Genomic DNA, 18,994 nt, shown 5'->3' on the forward strand with positions numbered 1-18,994 from the left:
GGAAACTGTGGTCGGGCCCCCGAAACCTGTCAACATTAATTGCTAATTAACTTAAAAACGGATTCTCGGAGAGCGTTCTGTCCACCGGCCACGCGCCGTGGGCCTACCTGACAACCCGTACTCGGCGCGCACCCGCCAAGACCTGGACACGCTCGTCAACATGTCCCGGACAGCCGTCTCGACCGGCAGGCCTCCCGGGATCCACGAGCCGGACATCGCGCCGACTCTTGACAGAACCTTCACCGGATTACAGCCTATGGCAACGTTGTCAGGCGGGCTCGTACAGGCCGCCTGCTCTTGAGGGATTCACCTGAAACGGATCACGTCACTCATGCCTGACCAGTCATCTCGCCCTACCCGCAGAGCAGTTGTCGCGACCGGCTCCACACTGCTCGCAAGCCTCGGGCTCGGGGTCGCACTCCCCGGGACGAGCCATGCGGCCGGGTCCGCAATCTCCACCGGCAGCGCAACCCGCTCCCGAGGCGAACTCGCCGCGTACCGCCCGGTCGAGGTTTCGTCGGTCGACTACGCCCCCACACCGGCCGAGTTCGTGGTGGACAGGCTCAACTCCACCGGCGTGAAGGGCAGCGGGTGGCGCGCCGCCGCCGGCGACCCGCAGTGGATCTCCATCGACCTCCAGTCCGAGTGCGAGGTCGACTCGCTGCGGCTGACGTTCGAAGCCACCAAGGACGACCCCGTCTTCACGCCGTCCACCAGCGGCAATCCGCGTGACAGCACGACCGGTCAGGAGATCCTGTCCAGCTGCGCGGTGGAGTTCACCATCGAGACGTCCCGGGACCGCCATGCGTGGACCACGGTGTACCGGACCACCTCCGGCGCCGGCGGGGTGATGGAGATCGAGCTGGACAGTCCCTCCACAGCACGCTGGGTGCGGATGACCGTGACGAAGCGGTCGAACTCCAACCCGCTGGGTCTCAACGGCTTCGAGGTGTACGGCACGGCCAAGGGCCACAGGCCCGCCGCCACGGGGTGGACCGACTGGGGCACGCACAACCACGAGGCACCGGCGCTGAAGGTCGCCGACGACGGTACGGTCCCGCTGGAGTCGGGCTGGACCCTGACGATGGACGACTGGGCCGGCGCCGAGGGCGCCGAACTGTCCCTGCCCTCGGTGGACACCAGCCGCTGGCTGCCCGCGACGGTGCCGGGTACGGTTCTCGGCTCCCTGGTGGACCAGGGCCACCTGCCCGACCCGGTCTCGGGGATGAACAACCTCCACATCCCGGAGGCCCTGTCGCGCCACGCGTGGTGGTACCGGCGCGGCTTCCGTCTGCCGCGCGGCCTGCGCACGGGCTCGGGGCGCCATGTCTGGCTGGAGTTCGACGGTGTCAACCACAAGGCCGACATCTGGCTCAACGGGCAGCAGGTGGGAGGGCTGACGTACCCCTTCGCCCGCTCCGCCCACGACGTGACGCGCCTGCTGGCGTCCGGCGGCGAGCAGGCGCTGGCCGTACGGATCACACCGATGCCCTTCCCCGGCAGCCCCGGGGACAAGAGCGAGGCGGGCCTGGCGTTCGTCGACGCCGGCGCCACCATGATGAACCGCAACTCGCCCACGTACCTGGCCGCCTCCGGCTGGGACTGGATGCCGGCCGTACGCGACCGCGTCTCCGGCATCTGGAACCACGTGCGGCTGCGCTCGACGGGGCACGCGGTCATTGGCGACCCGCGTGTCGACACCACGCTCCCCCACCTGCCCGACACCGGCACTGCCGAAGTGACGATCGTGGTGCCGGTGCGCAACGCCGATTCCGCCGAGCGGCGCGTGACGGTCACCGCGTCCTTCGACGACGTACGGGTCTCGCGGACCGTCACCGTGCCGGGTGGTGAGAGCACCGACGTGATCTTCGCGCCCACCGACCACGCACAGCTGCGGGTGCACAATCCCGAGCTGTGGTGGCCCAACGGCTACGGCGAGCCCGCCCTGCACGACCTCACGCTCGTCGCATCGGTCGACGGCGCGGAGAGTGACCGGCGCACCACACGATTCGGCATCCGCCAGTTCGGTTACGAGTACGCGGTGCCGCTGCCCTTCGACGGTGGGACCAACGCGTACACGCAGTCGGTGGAGCTGGGCCCCAGAAAAGCGCAGTACGTGCGGATCAGGTGCCTGACACGCACCACGGACTGGGGTTCGTCGCTGTGGGGCCTCTCGGTGATCGACAGCGCGGCGCCCGGTACCGACCTGGCCCTGCACCGGACCGCCACGGCCTCGACCGTGGACGAGCCGGGCCACGAAGCCGCCAACGTCACGGACGGGGATGCGAAGACGCGATGGTCGTCGTCGTTCGAGGACGACCAGTGGGTCCAGGTGGACCTCGGCGAGTCGGTGTCCTTCGACCGGGTGGAGCTCGTCTGGGAGCAGGCGTACGCCAAGACGTACGTGGTGCAGGTCTCCGCCGACGGCGACACCTGGACAGATGCGAAGTCCGTCGACAACTCGGCGGTGCCGCTGCCGTTCCAGAACGCCAACGCAAGCCTGCAGAGTGTGGAGATCGGCCACCGCACTGCACGGTATGTGCGGCTCGATTGCGGTGAGCGGGCGACGAGTTGGGGAACCTCGCTGTGGAGCCTGTCGGTGATCGACAGCGGGACGCCCGGCACCGACCTGGCCCTGCACAAAACCGCCACCGCCTCGACGGAAGACGGCTCGAACACGGCGCAGAACGCCACCGACGGCAAGCCCGGCACTCGCTGGTCCTCGGAGTACGAGGACAACCAGTGGATCCGGGTGGACCTCGGTGAGTCCGTCTCCTTCGACCGCGTCGTCGTCGTGTGGGAGTCGGCCTACCCCAAGACGTATGTCGTCCAGATCTCCGACGACGGGGACACCTGGACGGACGTGAAGTCCGTCGACAACACCCCGGAACCGCTGAAGATCAGCGTCAATGGCGTGCGGGTCTTCTGCCGGGGCGGCAACTGGGGCTGGGACGAACTGCTGCGCCGGATGCCGGCCGAGCGGATGGACACGGCGGTGCGGATGCACCGGGACATGAACTTCACCATGATCCGCAACTGGCTCGGCAGCAGCAACAGGGAGGAATTCTTCGCAAGTTGTGACGCGTACGGCATGCTCGTGTGGAACGACTTCCCGAACGCGTGGGCCATGGACCCACCGGACCACGACGCCTTCAACAGCCTGGCACGGGACACCGTACGGCGCTACCGCATCCACCCCAGCGTCGTCGTCTGGTGCGGTGCCAACGAGGGCAACCCGCCCGCGGCGATCGACACCGGTATGCGCGAGGCCGTCCGGTCGGAGGCACCCGGTGTCTTCTACCAGAACAACTCGGCCGGCGGCATCATCTCCGGCGGCGGCCCCTACGGCTGGGTGGAGCCGGAACGCTACTTCTCCCGGTCCACCTACGGCGGCGGCCACTTCGGTTTCCACACCGAGATCGGCATGCCCGTGGTGTCCACTGCTGAGAGCATGCGCAGCCTCGTCGGCGACGAGCCCGAGTGGCCGATCGGTGACGCGTGGTACTACCACGACTGGAGCACCAGGGGGAACCAGGCTCCGCAGAACTACCGTGCCGCAATCGAGGCCCGGCTCGACACGGCCGACGGCCTGGACGACTTCGCCCGAAAGGCACAGTTCGTCAACTACGAGAACACCCGGGCGATGTTCGAGGCCTGGAACGCCAATCTGTGGAAGGACGCCAGCGGCCTGATGCTCTGGATGTCCCACCCGGCCTGGCACAGCACCGTATGGCAGACCTACGACTACGACTTCGATGTCAACGGCACCTACTACGGGGCGCGCAAGGCCTGCGAGGCCGTCCATGTGCAGGCGGACCCGCAGAAGTGGGAGGTCGTCGCGGTCAACCACACCGCGCGCGGCCTGAAGGATGTGACCGTCACCGCCCGGCTATTCGACCTGAACGGGCGCCGGCTCGGGTCCACCCACCGTACGAAGGTGGATGTCGCCTCGTCGGGCACGACACCGACGTTCACGGCCGACTTCGGGAAGGATCTGCCCGGCCTGCACCTACTGCGGCTGACCCTGGAGGACAGCCGTGGCAGAACCCTTTCGGAGAACACGTACTGGCGCTACCGCGAGACGGCCGACATGAAGGCGCTCAACAAGGCCAGGACAGTCAAGGTCACCGCCGACCTCGGCCACGTCTCCCGGTCGGGGACGCGCCGCACGATGCCCGCGACCATACGCAACCGGGGCTCGGCAGTCGCGTCGATGGTGCGGCTGGCATTGCTGGACGCCGACGACGGCGGGCGCGTGCTGCCGACGCTCTACAGCGACAACTACGTGTGGCTGCTGCCCGGGGAGTCGCGCACGGTGACCCTCTCCTGGCCCGCGGAGGCGCTGCGGTCGGGGCGGCCCGCGCTGCTGACCGAGGGATACAACAGCGCGCGAACGGTGACACGCGCGTAGCGTCCGCTGCGGGGCCGGCCACTTGCGCGGCCGGCCCCGGTCGACGGCGGCGCAGGGCATCAGTCCGGCCGGCAGGTCAGGAGGCGGGGCTGCGGCTGCCCGTGCCGCACCCGCCCCCATCCCCGCCCATCCGTCAGGCGTTGGGGTCGAATGAGATGTTGGCCGGCTTGGCCTTTTCGAGGTGGTAGTTGAAATTGCCGTCCTTGAGGCCGAAGACGGCGCTACCGAAGTCGGCCTGGCTCAGCCTGTCCCGCAGGCCCGCGGGGTAGCCGTTCCAGCCGACCAGGCGAGGGAACTGCCACGCGTGGTAGTGATTCTCCGGCGGCTCGTCACCTGTACTCGCAGGGCGGAAACAGTGCGTGCTCACGCCGTCCTTGTGGTAGACGATCTTGGGATGCGTCCCGTCCCACTGGATCTGGTCACGGCCGTAGACGTTGAAGTTGCCGTGGGCGGAGGTGGATACGTAGCGGACCTCGTTGTTCTGCACCCACACCACGACGTGCTCCCAGTCGTGCCTGTGCCCGCCGAGCCCGCTGCCGGCCACGGCCTGGTCCTTCTCGAAATAGAGCCCGTACATGATGGCGCACCAGCCGTTGTTGCACTTGTAGCGGGCGTATCCGTTGGTGTTGTCGAGGTCCCAGGAGTCACGGCACTGACCGTTGACGGCCCCGGTGGTGTTGAGGCCGGGGGCTATGGACCCGTCGGGGCCGATGGCGGGAGTGGGGTAGCAGCCGTCCGTGTCGTAGTCGTACGCGGGTTGGAACGTCTGCTCCAGTCCGTCCGCGTTCGCGGGCAGGGCGGTGGGCGGGGCGGCGAGAGCGCTGCCGGGTACAGCGATGACCAGCGCGATGGCGCTGCCGACGACGAGCGAGACCTTGCGGGTCCGTGCTCTGTTTTTCACTGCGTCCTCCTGGTCGACGCGTGGCGGGGGCACGCGACTGTGATTGGCATGCCCATCACAACCAGGTTGAATCGCGCGGTGAGCGGGCCGAACGCCGCCAGGTGACGTAGCGATGAAAGGCCGGCCAATACACAGCGAGTGAGCCGGTCAAGAGGCGCCTGGCCGGCACGGTGCCCGGACAGGCAGGGGCTGTCTCGCCGACCACCAGCACGGCGTCGGCGTCACGTCTGTGTGATCGATAGGGTGACGGCCATGCGGATGAAGATCATTGTGGCTGTCGGTGTGGCGGGCTTGCTGGCCACGGGATGCACGGATGGAAGTTCCGGCTCGGACAAGGATGCAAAGTCGGCGCCGGCCCCTACCGTGCTGCCGCAGAAGCTGACCAAGCCGAACACGGAGCCGGAGACGGAGCCGCAGCCCTCCCCGGCCGACGACGCCCCGTTCGACGAGAATCTGGCGTACGAACTGCGCCTCAAAACCCTCAAAATGGCCCAGGCCACAGGCAGGACCACCGCCGAGTGCCCCAAGGGCCTGGAATCGAAGAGCGGTACGCGGGCGAGCTGCACAACCACCTACGAGGGTCTGAAGGTGGTGTGGGATGTGACCATCAGCAAGAAGGCCGGCTGGTCGGACAACGTCGTGGAATTCGACGCGGTCCCGGACAAGGGCATCCTCACCAGCGACGGCGTCGCACGCCTGCTGTACGGCAACTACCGCGACAGCATCGACCACGCGCGCTGCAACGACATCCCCAAGGCCGTACTGGTACCGCTGAACGTGAAGACCAAGTACTCCTGCGAGGTCGTCTTCAAGGGCAGGACCCCGGGCGGCCCGGCCGAACCGGTGCGCGCCACGGACGCCGGACCGCGGGTCCACTGACCACGACACGCCGCTTTCATTGACGCCCGCCCGGAGAGCGGCACTTCACTCGCTGATGCCCGACACTGCGAGCACCTTGTCGATGCGTACCCGGACGAGCAGCTGGCCGGGGACGCCGTTGCGGGCGCCGTACTCCTCGGCTCGGTCGGCACCCACATAACGGGCCGCGATCCGGGTGGCCCACTCCCGGAGCTGCGGGAGGGCGTCGCTGAGCTCCGCGCGACCTTGCAGTACCGCGTACCCGAACGGCGGTCGCTCATCGTCCACGCACAGCGCAACCCGGCCGTCCCGGGCGAGGTTGCGACCCTTGACCGTGTCCTGACCGGTGTTGAACACCAGCTCATCGCCGTCGAGCAGGAACCAGACGGGGGCGATGTGCGGGCTGCCGTCCGCGCGGACGGTGGAGAGCTTGCCGGTCCGGGTGCCGGACATGACGAATGCGCGCCACTCGGCGTCGCTCATCTTCTGTGCCATGGCCGCATGCTGCCTGATGGAAAGCCGGCTGATGGGAACTGACGCGCGGAGTGCCCCTTTCCCTCCATGCGGCTCAGCCACTGATCCACTTTCGATACACGCTCCGGAGATCACCGGCCATCGCGACGACGCGCAAATTCACCGGCACCGTGCGCATGGCCACCCGAAGGCGTCCACCATCCTGCCCTTGTGGTTTGGACCACCGTCACCGTCCGGCTATCGGCGATCAGCATCATCCCTGCTGTCACACGGGGTAGTTCAGGGAGATCGCATGAGCAGAACCAGTCATCCCGGACCGGGTCGCCGCAGCCTGCTGCAGGCGGCGCTGGCCGTACCGGCGGTCGGAGCGGCCGGCACGGTACTGGGCACGCAGTCCGCGCAGGCCGCCACGGCGCAGTCATCGACAGCCGGCTCCGGCAGCCACCGTTTCGACACGGAGAGCCCGCGCTTCGCACTGGCGGTCCTGCCGGACACCCAGTACCTCTTCGACGCGGACAGCGCGGACCCGGAGCCGCTGAAGGAGACGTTCCACTACCTGGTGGCCCAGCGCCAGGAGGCGAACATCGCCTTTATGACGCACCTGGGCGACGTCACCGAGCACGGCAGCGAGGAGGAGATCGGTCTCGCGGCGGACACCTTCCGGACCATCCACGGCAAGGTGCCCTACAGCGTCCTCGCCGGCAACCACGACATCAACTCGGGCACCGACGACCAACGCGGTGACACCCCCTATCTCCGGGCGTTCGGGCCGCAGCGCTTCACCTCCATGCCGACCTTCGGCGGCGCATCGCCCGACGGCTACAACAGCTACCACGTGCTGCAGGCGGCCGGGCGCGAGTGGCTGGTACTCGCCCTCGACTGGCGAGCCTCCGAGAAGGGGCTGGCCTGGGCGCAGGGCGTCCTCGACGCCCACCCGACCCTGCCGGCCGTCCTCACGACCCATGACATCGCCTGGGCCGAGGACAACGGCCAGGCGCACCTGTCCGACAACGGACAGCGGCTCTGGGACCGCATCATCCGCGGCAACGACCAGATCTTCATGGCACTCGGCGGCCACTACTGGCCTCCGGGGCGCACCGTGCTCACCAACGACGCCGGCCATGACGTACATGTCCACATCACCAACTACCAGGACCGCTACTACGGCGGTGCGGGGATGGTCCGGCTCTACTCCTTCGACCTGGTCCGCAACGTCGTCGACGTCGAGACGTTCTCCCCGTGGTTCCTCGCCCGCGACCCGGAGAAGCGCACGCCGCTGGAGGCGGAGACCATCGAACTGACCGGTCCGGTGGACCGGTTCTCGCTGGACATCGACTTCGCGGAGCGGTTCCGGGGATTCGCCCCGGTGGTTCCCCCGGCGCCGCGTCCGGCCTCCCGGGTGATGCCGCGGGGCACCGTCGCCTACTGGCGGTTCGACTCCTCCGGTCTCGCGGGTGCCGGCACTGCTGGTTCCGCGGTGGCCGCGGGCACAGTGGCACGCGACCTGTCCGGGCACGGAAACGACCTCCGGGTCCAACTGCTCCACGACAGCGCCTCGAAGGCCCTCACCTGGTCGGGCGACCACCACACCGAGCAGCCGGCCCACGCCAGCCTCCGCTTCGACGGCGGCAAGGGGCCGGACCGGGGCGCGATCCTCACCACGGCCGCCCAGGCGCCGCTGAACAGCTTGACGTTCACCTCGGGCTTCACCATCGAGACCTTCATCAAGCTGCCGGAACCGTTCGAGGGCGACCACGCCTGGATGGGCATCCTCAGCTGGGAGGGCCGCAACGGAGACGCCGGAAAAACCACCGGCTGGTCGACGGAGGAGCCCACCTGCAGCCTCAATGTCACGCCTGAGCGCTTCCTGCAGTTCGTGCTCTACCCGCACGTCCAGGACGCCGACCCGACCTCATGGAGCCACGCGCTGCCCGTGGGCCGCTGGACCCACATCGCGGTCGTCAACAACGGTCACCGCACGGTGATGTACGTCGACGGGTCGAAGATCGCCCGCAACCCGTCCCAGCCGGCCACCGGCATCGCGACGCTCGGAAAGCCGTTCGTCATCGGCGGCACCCAGTTCGCCGAGCAGTTCGGCCAGAGCTTCTACGGCTGGATCGGCGACACCCGCATCGTGGACCGGGCGCTGACGCCGAAGGACTTCATGGCCCCGTTCGCGTAACCGGCTGCAGCGGGCTGCCGGATGGCCGCCCGGGTCCGGTGCCCGGCCCGGGAGCGACGCGGTTGTCGCTCCCGGGCCGTGTTGCGTGGCCGGTGGGCCGAGGACACCTTCGGCCGGGGCGTCCGACAGCGGACAGAGCACAGCAGCATGGTCCGCGGCCCCGCGCGCCGTCCGGTGGGCACTGGGCAGGCCGGGGACGACCGGAGCCGATGCTGCCTGCGCGGTGCCGGCTCCCCTTCCGGCCACCACCTCGCCCACCGGGCGTCGGCCACACGACGCCGGGACGTCGCGCACGCCGGGGACGCTGTCGGCGAGCCCGCTCTCGACGGGTGCACGACGAGCAGGGACGACCGAGACCGATGGCCCTACCCCGCATGCCGTTCCTGCGCCGGATCGCCTGCCTGGTCCCGATCACTGTCATCGGCGTCTGGGTGGTCCTGAACTGGCCGGTCATCGCCTCCGGCGGCCGTGGCCTCCTCACCGCCAACCGCTACTGGCTGCTGGCCGCGCTGGCAGTCACCGGGCTGGGCTGGGTCGCGGTGTCCTTCGCGCGCCAGGGCGCGGTGCTCGAACCGCTCCCCGCCGGACGGCTGTTCGCCACCCAGTTCGCCTCAGGTGCCGCCAACCACCTCCTGCCGGCCGGATTGGGCGCGGGCGCGGTCAATCTGCGCTTCCTCAGGGGCTGCGGGATCCCGCTGACCCGGTCCTCGGCCGCACTCGCGTTGTACCTGCTGGCGGAGGCAGCGGGCCGGGTCGTGCTCCTGCTGACGCTTCTGACCGCCTACCCCGACGCGCTCCGGCTGGACGGCCTCGTCCCGAGAGCGGTTGCCCTCCCGCTCGTGTGGGCGGCGGTCGGGCTGGCCTGCACGGCAGTGCTCGCGCTTGTCGCCATACGTCCGCTCCGCAGGGTCATCGGTACCTTTCTGGGCACCGCTCTGACCGACGCGCGTGCACTGCATGCCAGGCCCGTACGGGCGCTGGCCCTGTGGGGCGGTTCATTGGCCTTCCCCGTCCTGCAGGCCGCCGGACTGGTCGCGGTCGCGCTGGCCGTCGGCGTACCGGTACCCGTGATCCATGTCGCGATCGCGTATCTCGCCGCCAGCATCGCGGCCGCTGCCGTCCCGACGCCCGGTGGCATCGGCTCCGTCGACGCGGCGCTGGTCGTCGCTCTCGTCGCCGCCGGGGCTTCGGTCACCGCCGCCGGTTCCGTGGTCCTGGGCTACCGCATCATCACGGTATGGCTGCCGCTGATCCCCGGGGCGCTGGTACTCGGCGCCCTGGTGCGCTCGAAGGTGGTCTGAAAACCGGTCGTGCGACGGTTCTGTCTCCCACCAGGCGGAACGGCCGTACGGTCACCGCCGGCGCATCGATGGGCCGCCGAGGAGTACGACGACGGCCGCAGGGCGAGCCGGCACCCGGCCGGCTCAGGGCGCTGCCTCCGGAGCCGGTTCGTCCGCGCGCCGAGCACAGCTACGCGACGGAAGCCGGGAGGACGCTTGCGGCCACAACGCCAGCAGCCCCAGGCAGATCCATACGTACGTGCTCCCGCCGAGGAAGCCGTCCACGCCGGACGGGTCATCACGCCACAGCCATACGACACTGCTGCACAGCACCACGTACAGGGCTGCGGCAACGGCGCGACGGCCGGTTCTGGCGAGCAAGGCTATGGCGGGCACCGCCCACACCAGGTGGTGCACCCAGGTCACGGGGCTGATCAGGCATGCCGCAAGGCCGGTGAGCGCCATGCCGGCCTCGTCGTCACCGACCGCCGCCGCCCGGCGCACCCGGTACGCCCAGAGGACGAGCACCACGAGCACGGCCGACACCCACACCGGGCGGGCCGCGCCCATCCGGGCCAGCGCGCCCTGCAGCGACTGGTTGGACACGTAGTCCAAGGCACCGACCCGGTGCGTGTCCCACAGCGCCCGGGTCCAGAACACCCATGACGCGCGCGGCGCCGCCAGCACACCGACCACGGTCGCTGCCACCGCCGTACCCGTGGCGACGGCAGCGGCCCGGCGGCGGCCGGTGAGCAGCAGGTACCCGATGAAGATGCCCGGCGTGAGCTTGAACGCCGCCGCCAGCCCGATGCCGACGCCCGCGAAACGGCCGCGCCCGCCGTCCGCGTACACCAGCGCCATCAGCAGCAGATTCACCTGGCCCAGGCTGAAGGTGTCCCGCACCGGCTCCAACATCACGAAAAGGCACCCGGTCACCACCGGCCCGCCTCGGCCCAAGGGCAGTTCGCGCAGTGGACCACGCAACAGCAACACCGACGCAGCCACACTGAGCAGCACGCAGCCCACCACCGCCCCGGTGCGTCCGACCAGGAGCATCGGCAGCATGCAGACGGCGGCGAAGGGCGGGTAGGTGAAGCCGTATCCGGTCCCGGGCAGCAGGTAGTCGTAGATCCGGCCGCCGTGCCGGATCCAGTCGTCGACGGTCCCGTAGTAGACGTAGAGGTCGAACCAGCCCCGGTAGTACGGCACCGTCACCATGAAGAGCACGGCGCCGGTGACCGGGACCACGGTGCGGAACAGCTGCCGCGGCCGGGTCACGGCAGCGTTCCCGGGACGTCGGCGGCCTGCGGCCGGGCCGCTGCCCGCCAGGTCAGCAGGGCCAGCGCCGCCAGTCCGCCGCCGCCCACCGCAAGCATCAACTGCCGTACGTCCGGGGCGAAACCGTCCGGGAGAACAGCGAGGGCGAGCACACAGCTGCCGACGGCCGCCCAGCGGCGCACCCGGCCGCTCGGTGCGGCGGCCGCGATGGGAAACAGCGCCCAGAGCACGTACCAGGGGCGGATCGCGGGGCCGAGCAGGGCGACAGCGGCCAGGCCGAGCCCGAGGGCGTACACCGGGCCGAGGCCGTGGCGACGGCGCCAGACCAGGAGCAGGACAACGGCGATCGCGGCGACGCCGAGGAAGCGCCAGGCGGGCACGGCGCCGGTGAGGCGGCCCAGAGTACCGGTGAGGGACCAGTTGTGGGCGGAGACGGGGGTACCGAGGGCGCCGATCCAGCCGTAGCCGGTGCCGGTGGCGGCGGTGGCGACCATCGTGGTCGCCACCGCGACGGCGAGGGTGGCAAGTCCGGTCCTGATCAGCCGGGCACGCCCGTGCAGCCTGTTCGACCAGATCGACGCGACCGCGAACAGCCCCAGCACGGCAGGCACCTTCACCAGCGCGGCCAGCGTGACCAGCACCGCGGCCCACACCGGCCACCGTCCGGACGCCGCGACCAGGCCCGCACCGAGCAGCCCCAGCATCACCGCGTCGTTGTGCGCGCCCGCGACGAGGTGCAGCAGGAGCAACGGGTTGAGCGCGCCCAGCCAGAGCGCGGCCGACCGGTCGGTGCCGCAGCGCTCGGCGAGTACGAGCAGGAAGGCGATCATCAGGGCGACGCCGGACAGCGCCACCAGCCGCATGCCGGCGATCCCGAGCGGTACCGCTGCCCTGGCCACGACCAGGAAGACCGGGCCGTACGGCGTCGGCGTGTGCTGCCAGATCGGCGGCACCTCGGCGGCCAGCGGCCCGCCGAGCCGGTCGGCACCGTGCGCGTACACGTCCATGTGCGCGGCGGCCATCGTGCCCTGCACCAGATAGCTGTACACGTCCCGGCTGAACAGCGGCGGACCCAGCACCAGCGGCACCGCCCAGATCCCCAGCGTCACCAACAGGAACCGCTCCCCCGGTGGTTCGGGCCCGCGCACCGCCCGCCCCAGCCACCACCACGCGGCGACCAGCAGCACCAGCCCGAAGTACGCACCGGCCAGCCCCAGTCGCCCGCCGTACGGCCCCACCGCGTCCCGCACCGGCAACGCCCCTGCAGTCAGCCCGCCCACCGCGACCGCGACCGAGCCCGCGAACCCGAGCCACCGGCAGCGGCGCGGGTCGGCGATCGCGTCCGGTACCAGCATGCGCGCACGGTAGCCCTGCCCGGGCCACCGGCAGCCGACCGTCAGGCGGACGGAATCCGGATGGCCGGTGAAAACCACGGTGTCCAAGGCCCTCGACCGGCAATGGCACCACCGAGCGGCTCCACCGCGTCCGGAGGTTCAGCCGCGCCGGGCGCACGAGGCGGGCTGCCGCCTCGGCGAGCTGCCGGCGGGTCGTACCGGAGCGGACGACGCTGCCGCAGTGGGGATGCGTGTACGTACCGCTCCTGCTGTGCGGCTACGCCTCGGATACGCAGACGGCCCCGCCTGGACGCAAGCTCTCAGGTGGGGCCATCCGGTTGCGTCACCCGTGGACGATGGCGGTCAGGTCGGTGAGTGAGTTGATGGACCAGTCCGCGGCCGCAATGACGTCCGGGTCGTCACCCCACCAATTCCCCCACGGTCCGCGGCGAATGTGGGCAACCCGCAGTCCGGCCGCCTTGGCCGGGAACACGTCGTTCACAGGGTGGTCACCGACGTACACCGTCTCGTGAGCAGCAGCACCGGACTCCTGCAGAACCCGCTGGAAGAATGCCGGATCAGGCTTCGCGACCCCCCACTCCGCCGAGGTGACGACGAGGTCTGCGGGCAGGTCCAGGGCACGCAGCAGGATGCCGGCCTTCTCGGTCTGGTTCCCGGCGACGAGGACGCGGACGCCGAGCTTGCGAAGTCCCGCGAGGACCGGCCGAACATCCGGGTAGAGGTCCGTCTCGTCGAGGTGCTCGCCCCGGCCGGCGGCTTCGCGCGCACGGTACTCGGCGCCGACGTCGATGTCGGGGCGGAGGATCCTCAACGCGTCCGTGTTGTCGCGGCCTTGGGTGACGACAGCCCCGACGAGTGCGCTGACGGTGTGCCGTGGGACGTCGAGCCACTCCGCCCAGGACCGCCAGTACCGGTCGTCCCTGGTGAGGGTTTCGCCGATGTCGAAGACGATGGTCTCAATCACCGTGCCGACCCTACGCGGAATGCATGGTCAGTCCTCGCTCGACGGGACGGGAGGCCGCCCCGGCTTGTTGCCCACCGGCAGCAACGGCGCAGTCCGGCTCCCTGCCACGTCCGTCGACTCACCGCGACCCACCACAAGATCAATGATCAGACACGGCCTGGGCGCACGACGGGCACAACCCGCGGTAGGTGACCTCGACCTTGGACACCGTGAAGCCGAACCGCTCCTCCGCCGGGAGGTCGGTCAGCGGATTGCCGGTCGGGTGGACATCGCGGATGATGCCGCAGCTGGAGCACACCAGGTGCTGGTGCGGGTGTTGTGCATTGGGGTCGTAACGCTTTGCGCGGCCGTCGGTGGAGAACTCCACGACCTCACCGAGAGCGACCAGCTCGCCCAGGGCGTTGTAGACGGTCGCCCGGGAGATCTCGGGCAGTCGCTGTACCGCACGGGCGTGCACCTCGTCGGCCGTGAGATGCACATGCTCACCATCGAGGACCTCCGCAACGACACGACGCTGGGAGGTCATCCGCCAGTCACGCCCTCGCAGTCGCTCCAGCAGGTCACTCATATCGGTTCACCTATTCAGGTTCGGTTGGATACCCGAAGGTGCCGACGCACGTCCGGGTTCCTGCTGGATATGGGTTTGGCGTGCTTCTTGACTTGGATTCTGTCCATTGTAGGATCGGTTTCGTTGATAGCCAAGGGACAGGAAGACTCCAGTACCGCAGGAGAAAGAGCCGTGCCGGACCACCCTCGAGGAGCTGCGCAGTGCCAGCCTGTGGGTCACAGCCGCCCGCGTCGCGCTGCTTGAGGCCGTCCAGGGCGATGACCACCTCGGCGTCGAGACGATCACCGCCACGGTGCGCGATCGCCTGGGCCGTATCTCCCTTCACGTCTGTGAGACCCCCCGCGCGCTCACCTCGGCGCGACACGTACGCCGCATCGAACCGGCCGGAAGCCCGGCCCGGTTCGAGGGACGCATCGCGTCGACGTCGACTGCGCGGTCGGCGAGGCCCCCTGCTCCTGTCGCGCCCGATGGCCAAGCCTTCTCGATCGACAAGGCCGAAGCCGACTACTGGGGCCCATGCCCAACTGTTCCGCCGTCCACAGTTCCTGAGCACCGTGATCCGCCTGGTCCGGAAGGATTCCCATGTCTGAGAACCATGATGCAATCGTCGTAGACGCGAAGGCGGAGGGCGGAGGTGGCTGCCCGGTCGCACACGGGCGCGCCCCGCACCCGACTCAAGGCGGCGGAAACCGCCAGTGGTGGCCGGAGCGGCTCAACCTGAAGATCCTGGCCAAGAACCCCGGCGTGGCCAACCCCCTCGGCGAGGAGTTCGACTACGCCGAGGCGTTCAAGACTCTCGACCTTCCGGCAGTGAAGCGGGACATCGCAGAGGTGCTGACGACCTCGCAGGACTGGTGGCCCGCCGACTTCGGCCACTACGGCCCGTTCATGATCCGGATGGCGTGGCACAGCGCGGGCACCTACCGGATCAGCGACGGCCGCGGCGGCGCCGGGGCCGGCCAGCAGCGGTTCGCCCCTCTCAACAGCTGGCCGGACAACGGGAACCTCGACAAGGCCCGCCGCCTGCTCTGGCCGGTCAAGAAGAAGTACGGCCAGGACCTCTCGTGGGCCGACCTCATGATCCTCGCAGGCAACGTCGCCCTCGAGTCGATGGGCTTCAAGACCTTCGGCTTCGGCGGCGGTCGTGCGGACGTCTGGGAGCCCGACGAGGACGTGTACTGGGGTCCCGAGACCACCTGGCTCGGCGACGAGCGCTACACCGGGGACCGTGAGCTGGAGAACCCTCTCGGTGCGGTCCAGATGGGCCTCATCTACGTCAACCCGGAGGGTCCGAACGGAACTCCGGACCCGCTCGCCGCGGCCCGCGACATCCGTGAGACGTTCCGCCGGATGGCGATGAACGACGAGGAGACGGTCGCCCTGATCGCGGGCGGCCACACCTTCGGCAAGACCCACGGCGCCGGCCCGGCGGACAGCGTCGGCGCCGACCCCGAGGCCGCCCCGCTCGAGGAGCAGGGCCTCGGCTGGAGGAACTCCTTCGGCACCGGCAAGGGTGGCGACACGATCACCAGCGGCCTCGAGGGCATCTGGACGAACACCCCGATCACCTGGGACAACAGCTTCTTCGAGATCCTGTTCGGTCACGAATGGGAGCTGTTCAAGAGCCCCGCCGGCGCCCACCAGTGGAGGCCGAAGAACGGCGCCGGGGCGGGCACCGTCCCCGACGCCCACGACCCGTCGAAGAGCCACGCCCCGACAATGCTGACAACCGACCTCTCGCTCCGCTTCGACCCGGCCTACGAACAGATCTCGCGACGTTTCCTCGAGAACCCCGACGAGTTCGCGGACGCCTTCGCCCGGGCGTGGTTCAAGCTGACCCACCGCGACATGGGTCCGATCGTGCGCTACCTCGGCCCGGAGGTCCCCGCCGAGGTGCTGTTGTGGCAGGACCCGCTCCCCGAGGTGACGCACCAGCTCGTCGGCGCCGAGGACATCGCCGCCCTCAAGGGACGGATCCTCGCCTCGGACCTGTCGGTGTCCCAGCTCGTGTCCACCGCATGGGCGTCTGCCTCCTCCTTCCGCGGCAGCGACAAGCGCGGCGGCGCCAACGGCGCGCGCATCCGTCTCCAGCCGCAGAGCGCATGGGAGGTCAACGACCCCGACCAGCTGGCGACGGTGCTGCGCACCCTCGAGGGGATTCAGGAGTCCTTCAACTCGGCCCAGAGCAGCGGCAAGCAGGTCTCGCTGGCCGACCTGATCGTGCTCGCCGGTGGTGCGGGTGTCGAGCAGGCCGCCAAGGACGCCGGCTTCGAGATCCAGGTCCCCTTCACGCCGGGGCGTGTGGACGCGTCGCAGGAGCAGACCGACCTGGAGTCGTTCGCCGCGCTCGAGCCGACCGCCGACGGATTCCGGAACTACCTCGGCAAGAGCAACCGGCTGCCGGCCGAGTACCTGCTGCTCGACAAGGCGAACCTGCTGACGCTGAGCGCCCCCGAGTTGACGGTCCTGGTCGGTGGCCTCCGCGTCCTGGGCGCGAACCACCAGCAGTCGCCGCTCGGCGCCTTCACCACGACCCCCGGGTCCTTGACCAACGACTTCTTCGTCAACCTGCTCGATCTGGGCACCACGTGGAAGGCGACGTCCGAGGACGCGAATACGTTCGAGGGCCGCGACGCCGCCACGGGCCAGGTCAAGTGGACCGGCAGCCGAGCCGACCTCGTCTTCGGGTCGAACTCCGAGCTGCGCGCGGTCGCGGAGGTCTACGCGAGCGATGACGCGAAGGAGAAGTTCGTGAAGGACTTCGTCGCGGCGTGGGACAAGGTGATGAACCTCGACCGGTTCGACCTCGTCTGATCATGGCGTCCAGGTCGGCCCCCACCGGCCGACCTGGACGTGCTCGGTCCGAAGCCCGGCTCCACCGGGTCTACCGCCGGTGCGCGGTCGGCCGGGGCAGGCCGCAGACCGGCGGCAGTTCCCGCCCCATACCGTCCGTCCCGTCCGTCCTGACCACCAGCACGATCGCCGCCGGCTCTTCGCGATCACCGCACCGCGGTCGGTCCCCGCCCCGCGGACGCGCGGAGGGCTACCTCCACACGGGTGACATCGCGACTCAGTAACCGGGGTCCTGATGCGCGCCGTTGAGACGCATCGCAGCGCGAGAGCTCGGCGCGCCACCGGACTGCTCAAGCCGCGGGAGGCGTTCGTCCCGGGAATACCCTGTCGCCATGGTGCGCGCCGGCAGTCCCGAAGCCGATGTACCGGATGGCCCTGCGGCTTCGGGCCGGTCCCTGGCTCCGCTTCTCGCGGTCTGCGCGGGCTACTTCATGGTCATCCTGGACGTGACGGTCATCAACGTCGCCGTTCCGGTGGTGGGACGGGAACTGTCGGCCTCGCTCACCGGGATCCAGTGGATCACGGACGGTTACACCTTGGTCTTCGCCGGCCTGTTGCTCACCGGCGGCGCGCTGGGCGACCGGCTGGGAAACCGTCGAATCTTCTGCACCGGGGTGGTGGTGTTCACCGTCGCCTCGGCCGGCTGCGGACTGGCACAGAGTGCCGGGGCCCTGGTCGCCGCCCGGCTGTTGGAAGGACTCGGCGCGGCACTGATCGTCCCCGGCTCCCTCGCCCTCCTCCAACAGGCGTACCCCTCACCCGCCGAGCGCTCCCGGGCCTTCGGTATTTGGGGCTCGGTGGCGGGCGTCGCCGCCTGCGCCGGCCCCCTCCTGGGCGGCCTCCTGGTCACCACCTTGGGCTGGCGCTGGGTGTTCTTCATCAACCTGCCCGTCGGATGCGCCTGCCTGTTGCTGACGCTGCGCCGCGTGCCCGCTTCGGCCCGGCGCCCGGACCGCCCCGTGGACTGGCCGGCCCAGTGCGCGATCATCGCGACGGTGGCCCTGCTCACCGCCGTCCTGAACGAGGCCGGACGACGTGGCTGGGCAGACCCACTGATCCTCACCGGGGCCGGCCTGTGTCTGCTGGCAGCCGCCGCGTTCGTCCTGCGCGAGCGTCTGGCCCGCACACCCGTGGTGCCCCTGTGGTTGCTGCGCTCCCGCGCGATGAGCGGCGGCGCGGCCATCGGCCTGCTGTTCAACTTCGCCTTCTACGGCATGATCTTCACCGCCAGTCTGTACTTCCAGCACCAGCGCGGCCTGACCGCGCTGCGCACCGGGATCGCCCTCTTCCCGGCGGTGGCCATGACCATGTTTGCCTCCGTCCTGTCCGGACGGCTGTCAGGCACCACCGGACACCGCCCGCTTGTGGTCACGGGCATGCTCCTTGGCGCGGCGGGCCTGGCCGGCTGGGCCGCCGCCGGACCGGACCCGGACTACCTACTGATCGTTGCGCCGATGATGGCGGCGGGCTTCGGCACGTCCTTCGCCCTCACCGGATCAACCGCCACCGCGATGTCAGCCGCCCCCGACAAGTACTCCGGCACCGCCTCGGCCCTGTTCAACACCACCCGCCAGGTCGGCAGCGCCGCAGGCGTCGCGCTGGGGGGCTCGCTACTGGCCGGCGCAGCCGACTTCACCACCGGGCTGCGGACCAGCATGGCCATCGGCGCGGCCGCGTACCTGGCGGCCGCCGCCCTCGCGCTCTTCTGCATCCCACAGAAGGCAACCCGCCACGCCGCCGACTGAAGACCTGCCAACCCGTCGCCGACGCTCCGGGAATCCACGGAAGCCGGAGCGACCTGCAGCTTGCCGTGAACGCCGAACAACATGGCGAGTCCGGGACCGTGACGTGGGGCGCGAACGGCAAGCTG

12 protein-coding genes and 1 pseudogene are annotated in these 18,994 nt (G+C 69.8%); 7 read left to right on the plus strand and 6 right to left on the minus strand.

Going from position 1 to position 18,994, the window contains the following annotated elements; translation table 11 throughout:
• Positions 1 to 331: 331 nt before the first annotated feature.
• On the plus strand, positions 332 to 4,411 hold the full coding sequence (locus OHA88_RS08820; protein WP_328624991.1) for a discoidin domain-containing protein: 4,080 nt from the start codon (positions 332 to 334) through the stop codon (positions 4,409 to 4,411).
• 133 nt (positions 4,412 to 4,544) lie between these two features.
• On the opposite strand, the gene OHA88_RS08825 is transcribed toward OHA88_RS08820, so the two are convergent.
• Complete coding sequence (locus OHA88_RS08825; RefSeq protein ID WP_328624992.1) at positions 4,545 to 5,312, minus strand: NPP1 family protein; 768 nt, start codon at positions 5,310 to 5,312, stop codon at positions 4,545 to 4,547.
• 252 nt (positions 5,313 to 5,564) lie between these two features.
• Here OHA88_RS08825 and OHA88_RS08830 point away from each other — a divergent pair, with 252 nt between their 5' ends.
• The gene (locus OHA88_RS08830; RefSeq protein ID WP_328624993.1) at positions 5,565 to 6,191 is read left to right on the plus strand and encodes a hypothetical protein; all 627 of its coding nucleotides are present in this window, start codon (positions 5,565 to 5,567) and stop codon (positions 6,189 to 6,191) included.
• Positions 6,192 to 6,236: 45 nt separating this feature from the next.
• On the opposite strand, the gene OHA88_RS08835 is transcribed toward OHA88_RS08830, so the two are convergent.
• Positions 6,237 to 6,665: a PPOX class F420-dependent oxidoreductase gene (locus OHA88_RS08835; RefSeq protein ID WP_267008554.1), complete on the minus strand. Its 429-nt coding sequence runs from the start codon at positions 6,663 to 6,665 to the stop codon at positions 6,237 to 6,239.
• Between the two features lie 271 nt (positions 6,666 to 6,936).
• On the opposite strand from OHA88_RS08835, the gene OHA88_RS08840 reads away from it, so the two are divergent.
• Together OHA88_RS08840 and OHA88_RS08845 are read left to right on the plus strand one after the other, a co-directional pair.
• Positions 6,937 to 8,826 carry a LamG-like jellyroll fold domain-containing protein gene (locus OHA88_RS08840; protein WP_328624994.1) on the plus strand — a complete coding sequence of 630 codons (1,890 nt, stop codon included), beginning with the start codon at positions 6,937 to 6,939 and terminating at the stop codon, positions 8,824 to 8,826.
• A 359-nt stretch (positions 8,827 to 9,185) separates the two neighbouring features.
• Positions 9,186 to 10,127, plus strand: coding sequence for a lysylphosphatidylglycerol synthase transmembrane domain-containing protein (locus OHA88_RS08845; protein WP_328624995.1), 942 nt, complete (start codon positions 9,186 to 9,188; stop codon positions 10,125 to 10,127).
• A 123-nt stretch (positions 10,128 to 10,250) separates the two neighbouring features.
• Here OHA88_RS08845 and OHA88_RS08850 read toward each other — a convergent pair whose 3' ends face one another.
• From OHA88_RS08850 to OHA88_RS08865, 4 genes are all read right to left on the minus strand, one after another.
• The gene (locus tag OHA88_RS08850; RefSeq protein WP_443044199.1) at positions 10,251 to 11,384 is read right to left on the minus strand and encodes a glycosyltransferase 87 family protein; all 1,134 of its coding nucleotides are present in this window, start codon (positions 11,382 to 11,384) and stop codon (positions 10,251 to 10,253) included.
• Positions 11,381 to 12,739 carry a polyprenol phosphomannose-dependent alpha 1,6 mannosyltransferase MptB gene (gene mptB, locus OHA88_RS08855; RefSeq protein WP_328624996.1) on the minus strand — a complete coding sequence of 453 codons (1,359 nt, stop codon included), beginning with the start codon at positions 12,737 to 12,739 and terminating at the stop codon, positions 11,381 to 11,383. Before mptB ends, OHA88_RS08850 begins: the two co-directional genes overlap by 4 nt.
• A 322-nt stretch (positions 12,740 to 13,061) precedes the next feature.
• The gene (locus OHA88_RS08860; protein WP_328624997.1) at positions 13,062 to 13,703 is read right to left on the minus strand and encodes an HAD family hydrolase; all 642 of its coding nucleotides are present in this window, start codon (positions 13,701 to 13,703) and stop codon (positions 13,062 to 13,064) included.
• A 139-nt stretch (positions 13,704 to 13,842) separates the two neighbouring features.
• Complete coding sequence (locus tag OHA88_RS08865; RefSeq protein ID WP_267008551.1) at positions 13,843 to 14,271, minus strand: Fur family transcriptional regulator; 429 nt, start codon at positions 14,269 to 14,271, stop codon at positions 13,843 to 13,845.
• Between the two features lie 193 nt (positions 14,272 to 14,464).
• On the opposite strand from OHA88_RS08865, the pseudogene OHA88_RS08870 reads away from it, so the two are divergent.
• The 3 genes and pseudogenes from OHA88_RS08870 (at position 14,465) to OHA88_RS08880 (ending at position 18,869) form a co-directional block, all read left to right on the plus strand.
• Positions 14,465 to 14,884 (plus strand): annotated as a pseudogene (locus OHA88_RS08870) (transcriptional repressor).
• The gene (gene katG / locus OHA88_RS08875; protein ID WP_328624998.1) at positions 14,854 to 17,085 is read left to right on the plus strand and encodes a catalase/peroxidase HPI; all 2,232 of its coding nucleotides are present in this window, start codon (positions 14,854 to 14,856) and stop codon (positions 17,083 to 17,085) included. Before OHA88_RS08870 ends, katG begins: the two are co-directional and overlap by 31 nt.
• Positions 17,086 to 17,456: 371 nt before the next feature.
• Positions 17,457 to 18,869 (plus strand): MFS transporter, encoded by a 1,413-nt coding sequence (locus tag OHA88_RS08880; protein ID WP_328624999.1) that lies wholly within the window; start codon positions 17,457 to 17,459, stop codon positions 18,867 to 18,869.
• Positions 18,870 to 18,994: the final 125 nt, after the last annotated feature.

It is taken from the genome of Streptomyces sp. NBC_00353, assembly GCF_036108815.1.
GTDB lineage: Bacteria > Actinomycetota > Actinomycetes > Streptomycetales > Streptomycetaceae > Streptomyces.

What these genes read in the sequence shown, in the direction of transcription:
- OHA88_RS08820 (WP_328624991.1), top strand. Translation starts at nt 332, where the DNA reads ATGCCTGACCAGTCATCTCGCCCTACCCGCAGAGCAGTTGTCGCGACC.
- OHA88_RS08830 (WP_328624993.1), top strand. Translation starts at nt 5,565, where the DNA reads ATGCGGATGAAGATCATTGTGGCTGTCGGTGTGGCGGGCTTGCTGGCC.
- OHA88_RS08835 (WP_267008554.1), bottom strand. Translation starts at nt 6,665, where the DNA reads ATGGCACAGAAGATGAGCGACGCCGAGTGGCGCGCATTCGTCATGTCC.
- OHA88_RS08840 (WP_328624994.1), top strand. Translation starts at nt 6,937, where the DNA reads ATGAGCAGAACCAGTCATCCCGGACCGGGTCGCCGCAGCCTGCTGCAG.
- OHA88_RS08845 (WP_328624995.1), top strand. Translation starts at nt 9,186, where the DNA reads ATGGCCCTACCCCGCATGCCGTTCCTGCGCCGGATCGCCTGCCTGGTC.
- mptB (WP_328624996.1), bottom strand. Translation starts at nt 12,739, where the DNA reads ATGCTGGTACCGGACGCGATCGCCGACCCGCGCCGCTGCCGGTGGCTC.
- OHA88_RS08865 (WP_267008551.1), bottom strand. Translation starts at nt 14,271, where the DNA reads ATGAGTGACCTGCTGGAGCGACTGCGAGGGCGTGACTGGCGGATGACC.
- katG (WP_328624998.1), top strand. Translation starts at nt 14,854, where the DNA reads ATGTCTGAGAACCATGATGCAATCGTCGTAGACGCGAAGGCGGAGGGC.
- OHA88_RS08880 (WP_328624999.1), top strand. Translation starts at nt 17,457, where the DNA reads ATGGTGCGCGCCGGCAGTCCCGAAGCCGATGTACCGGATGGCCCTGCG.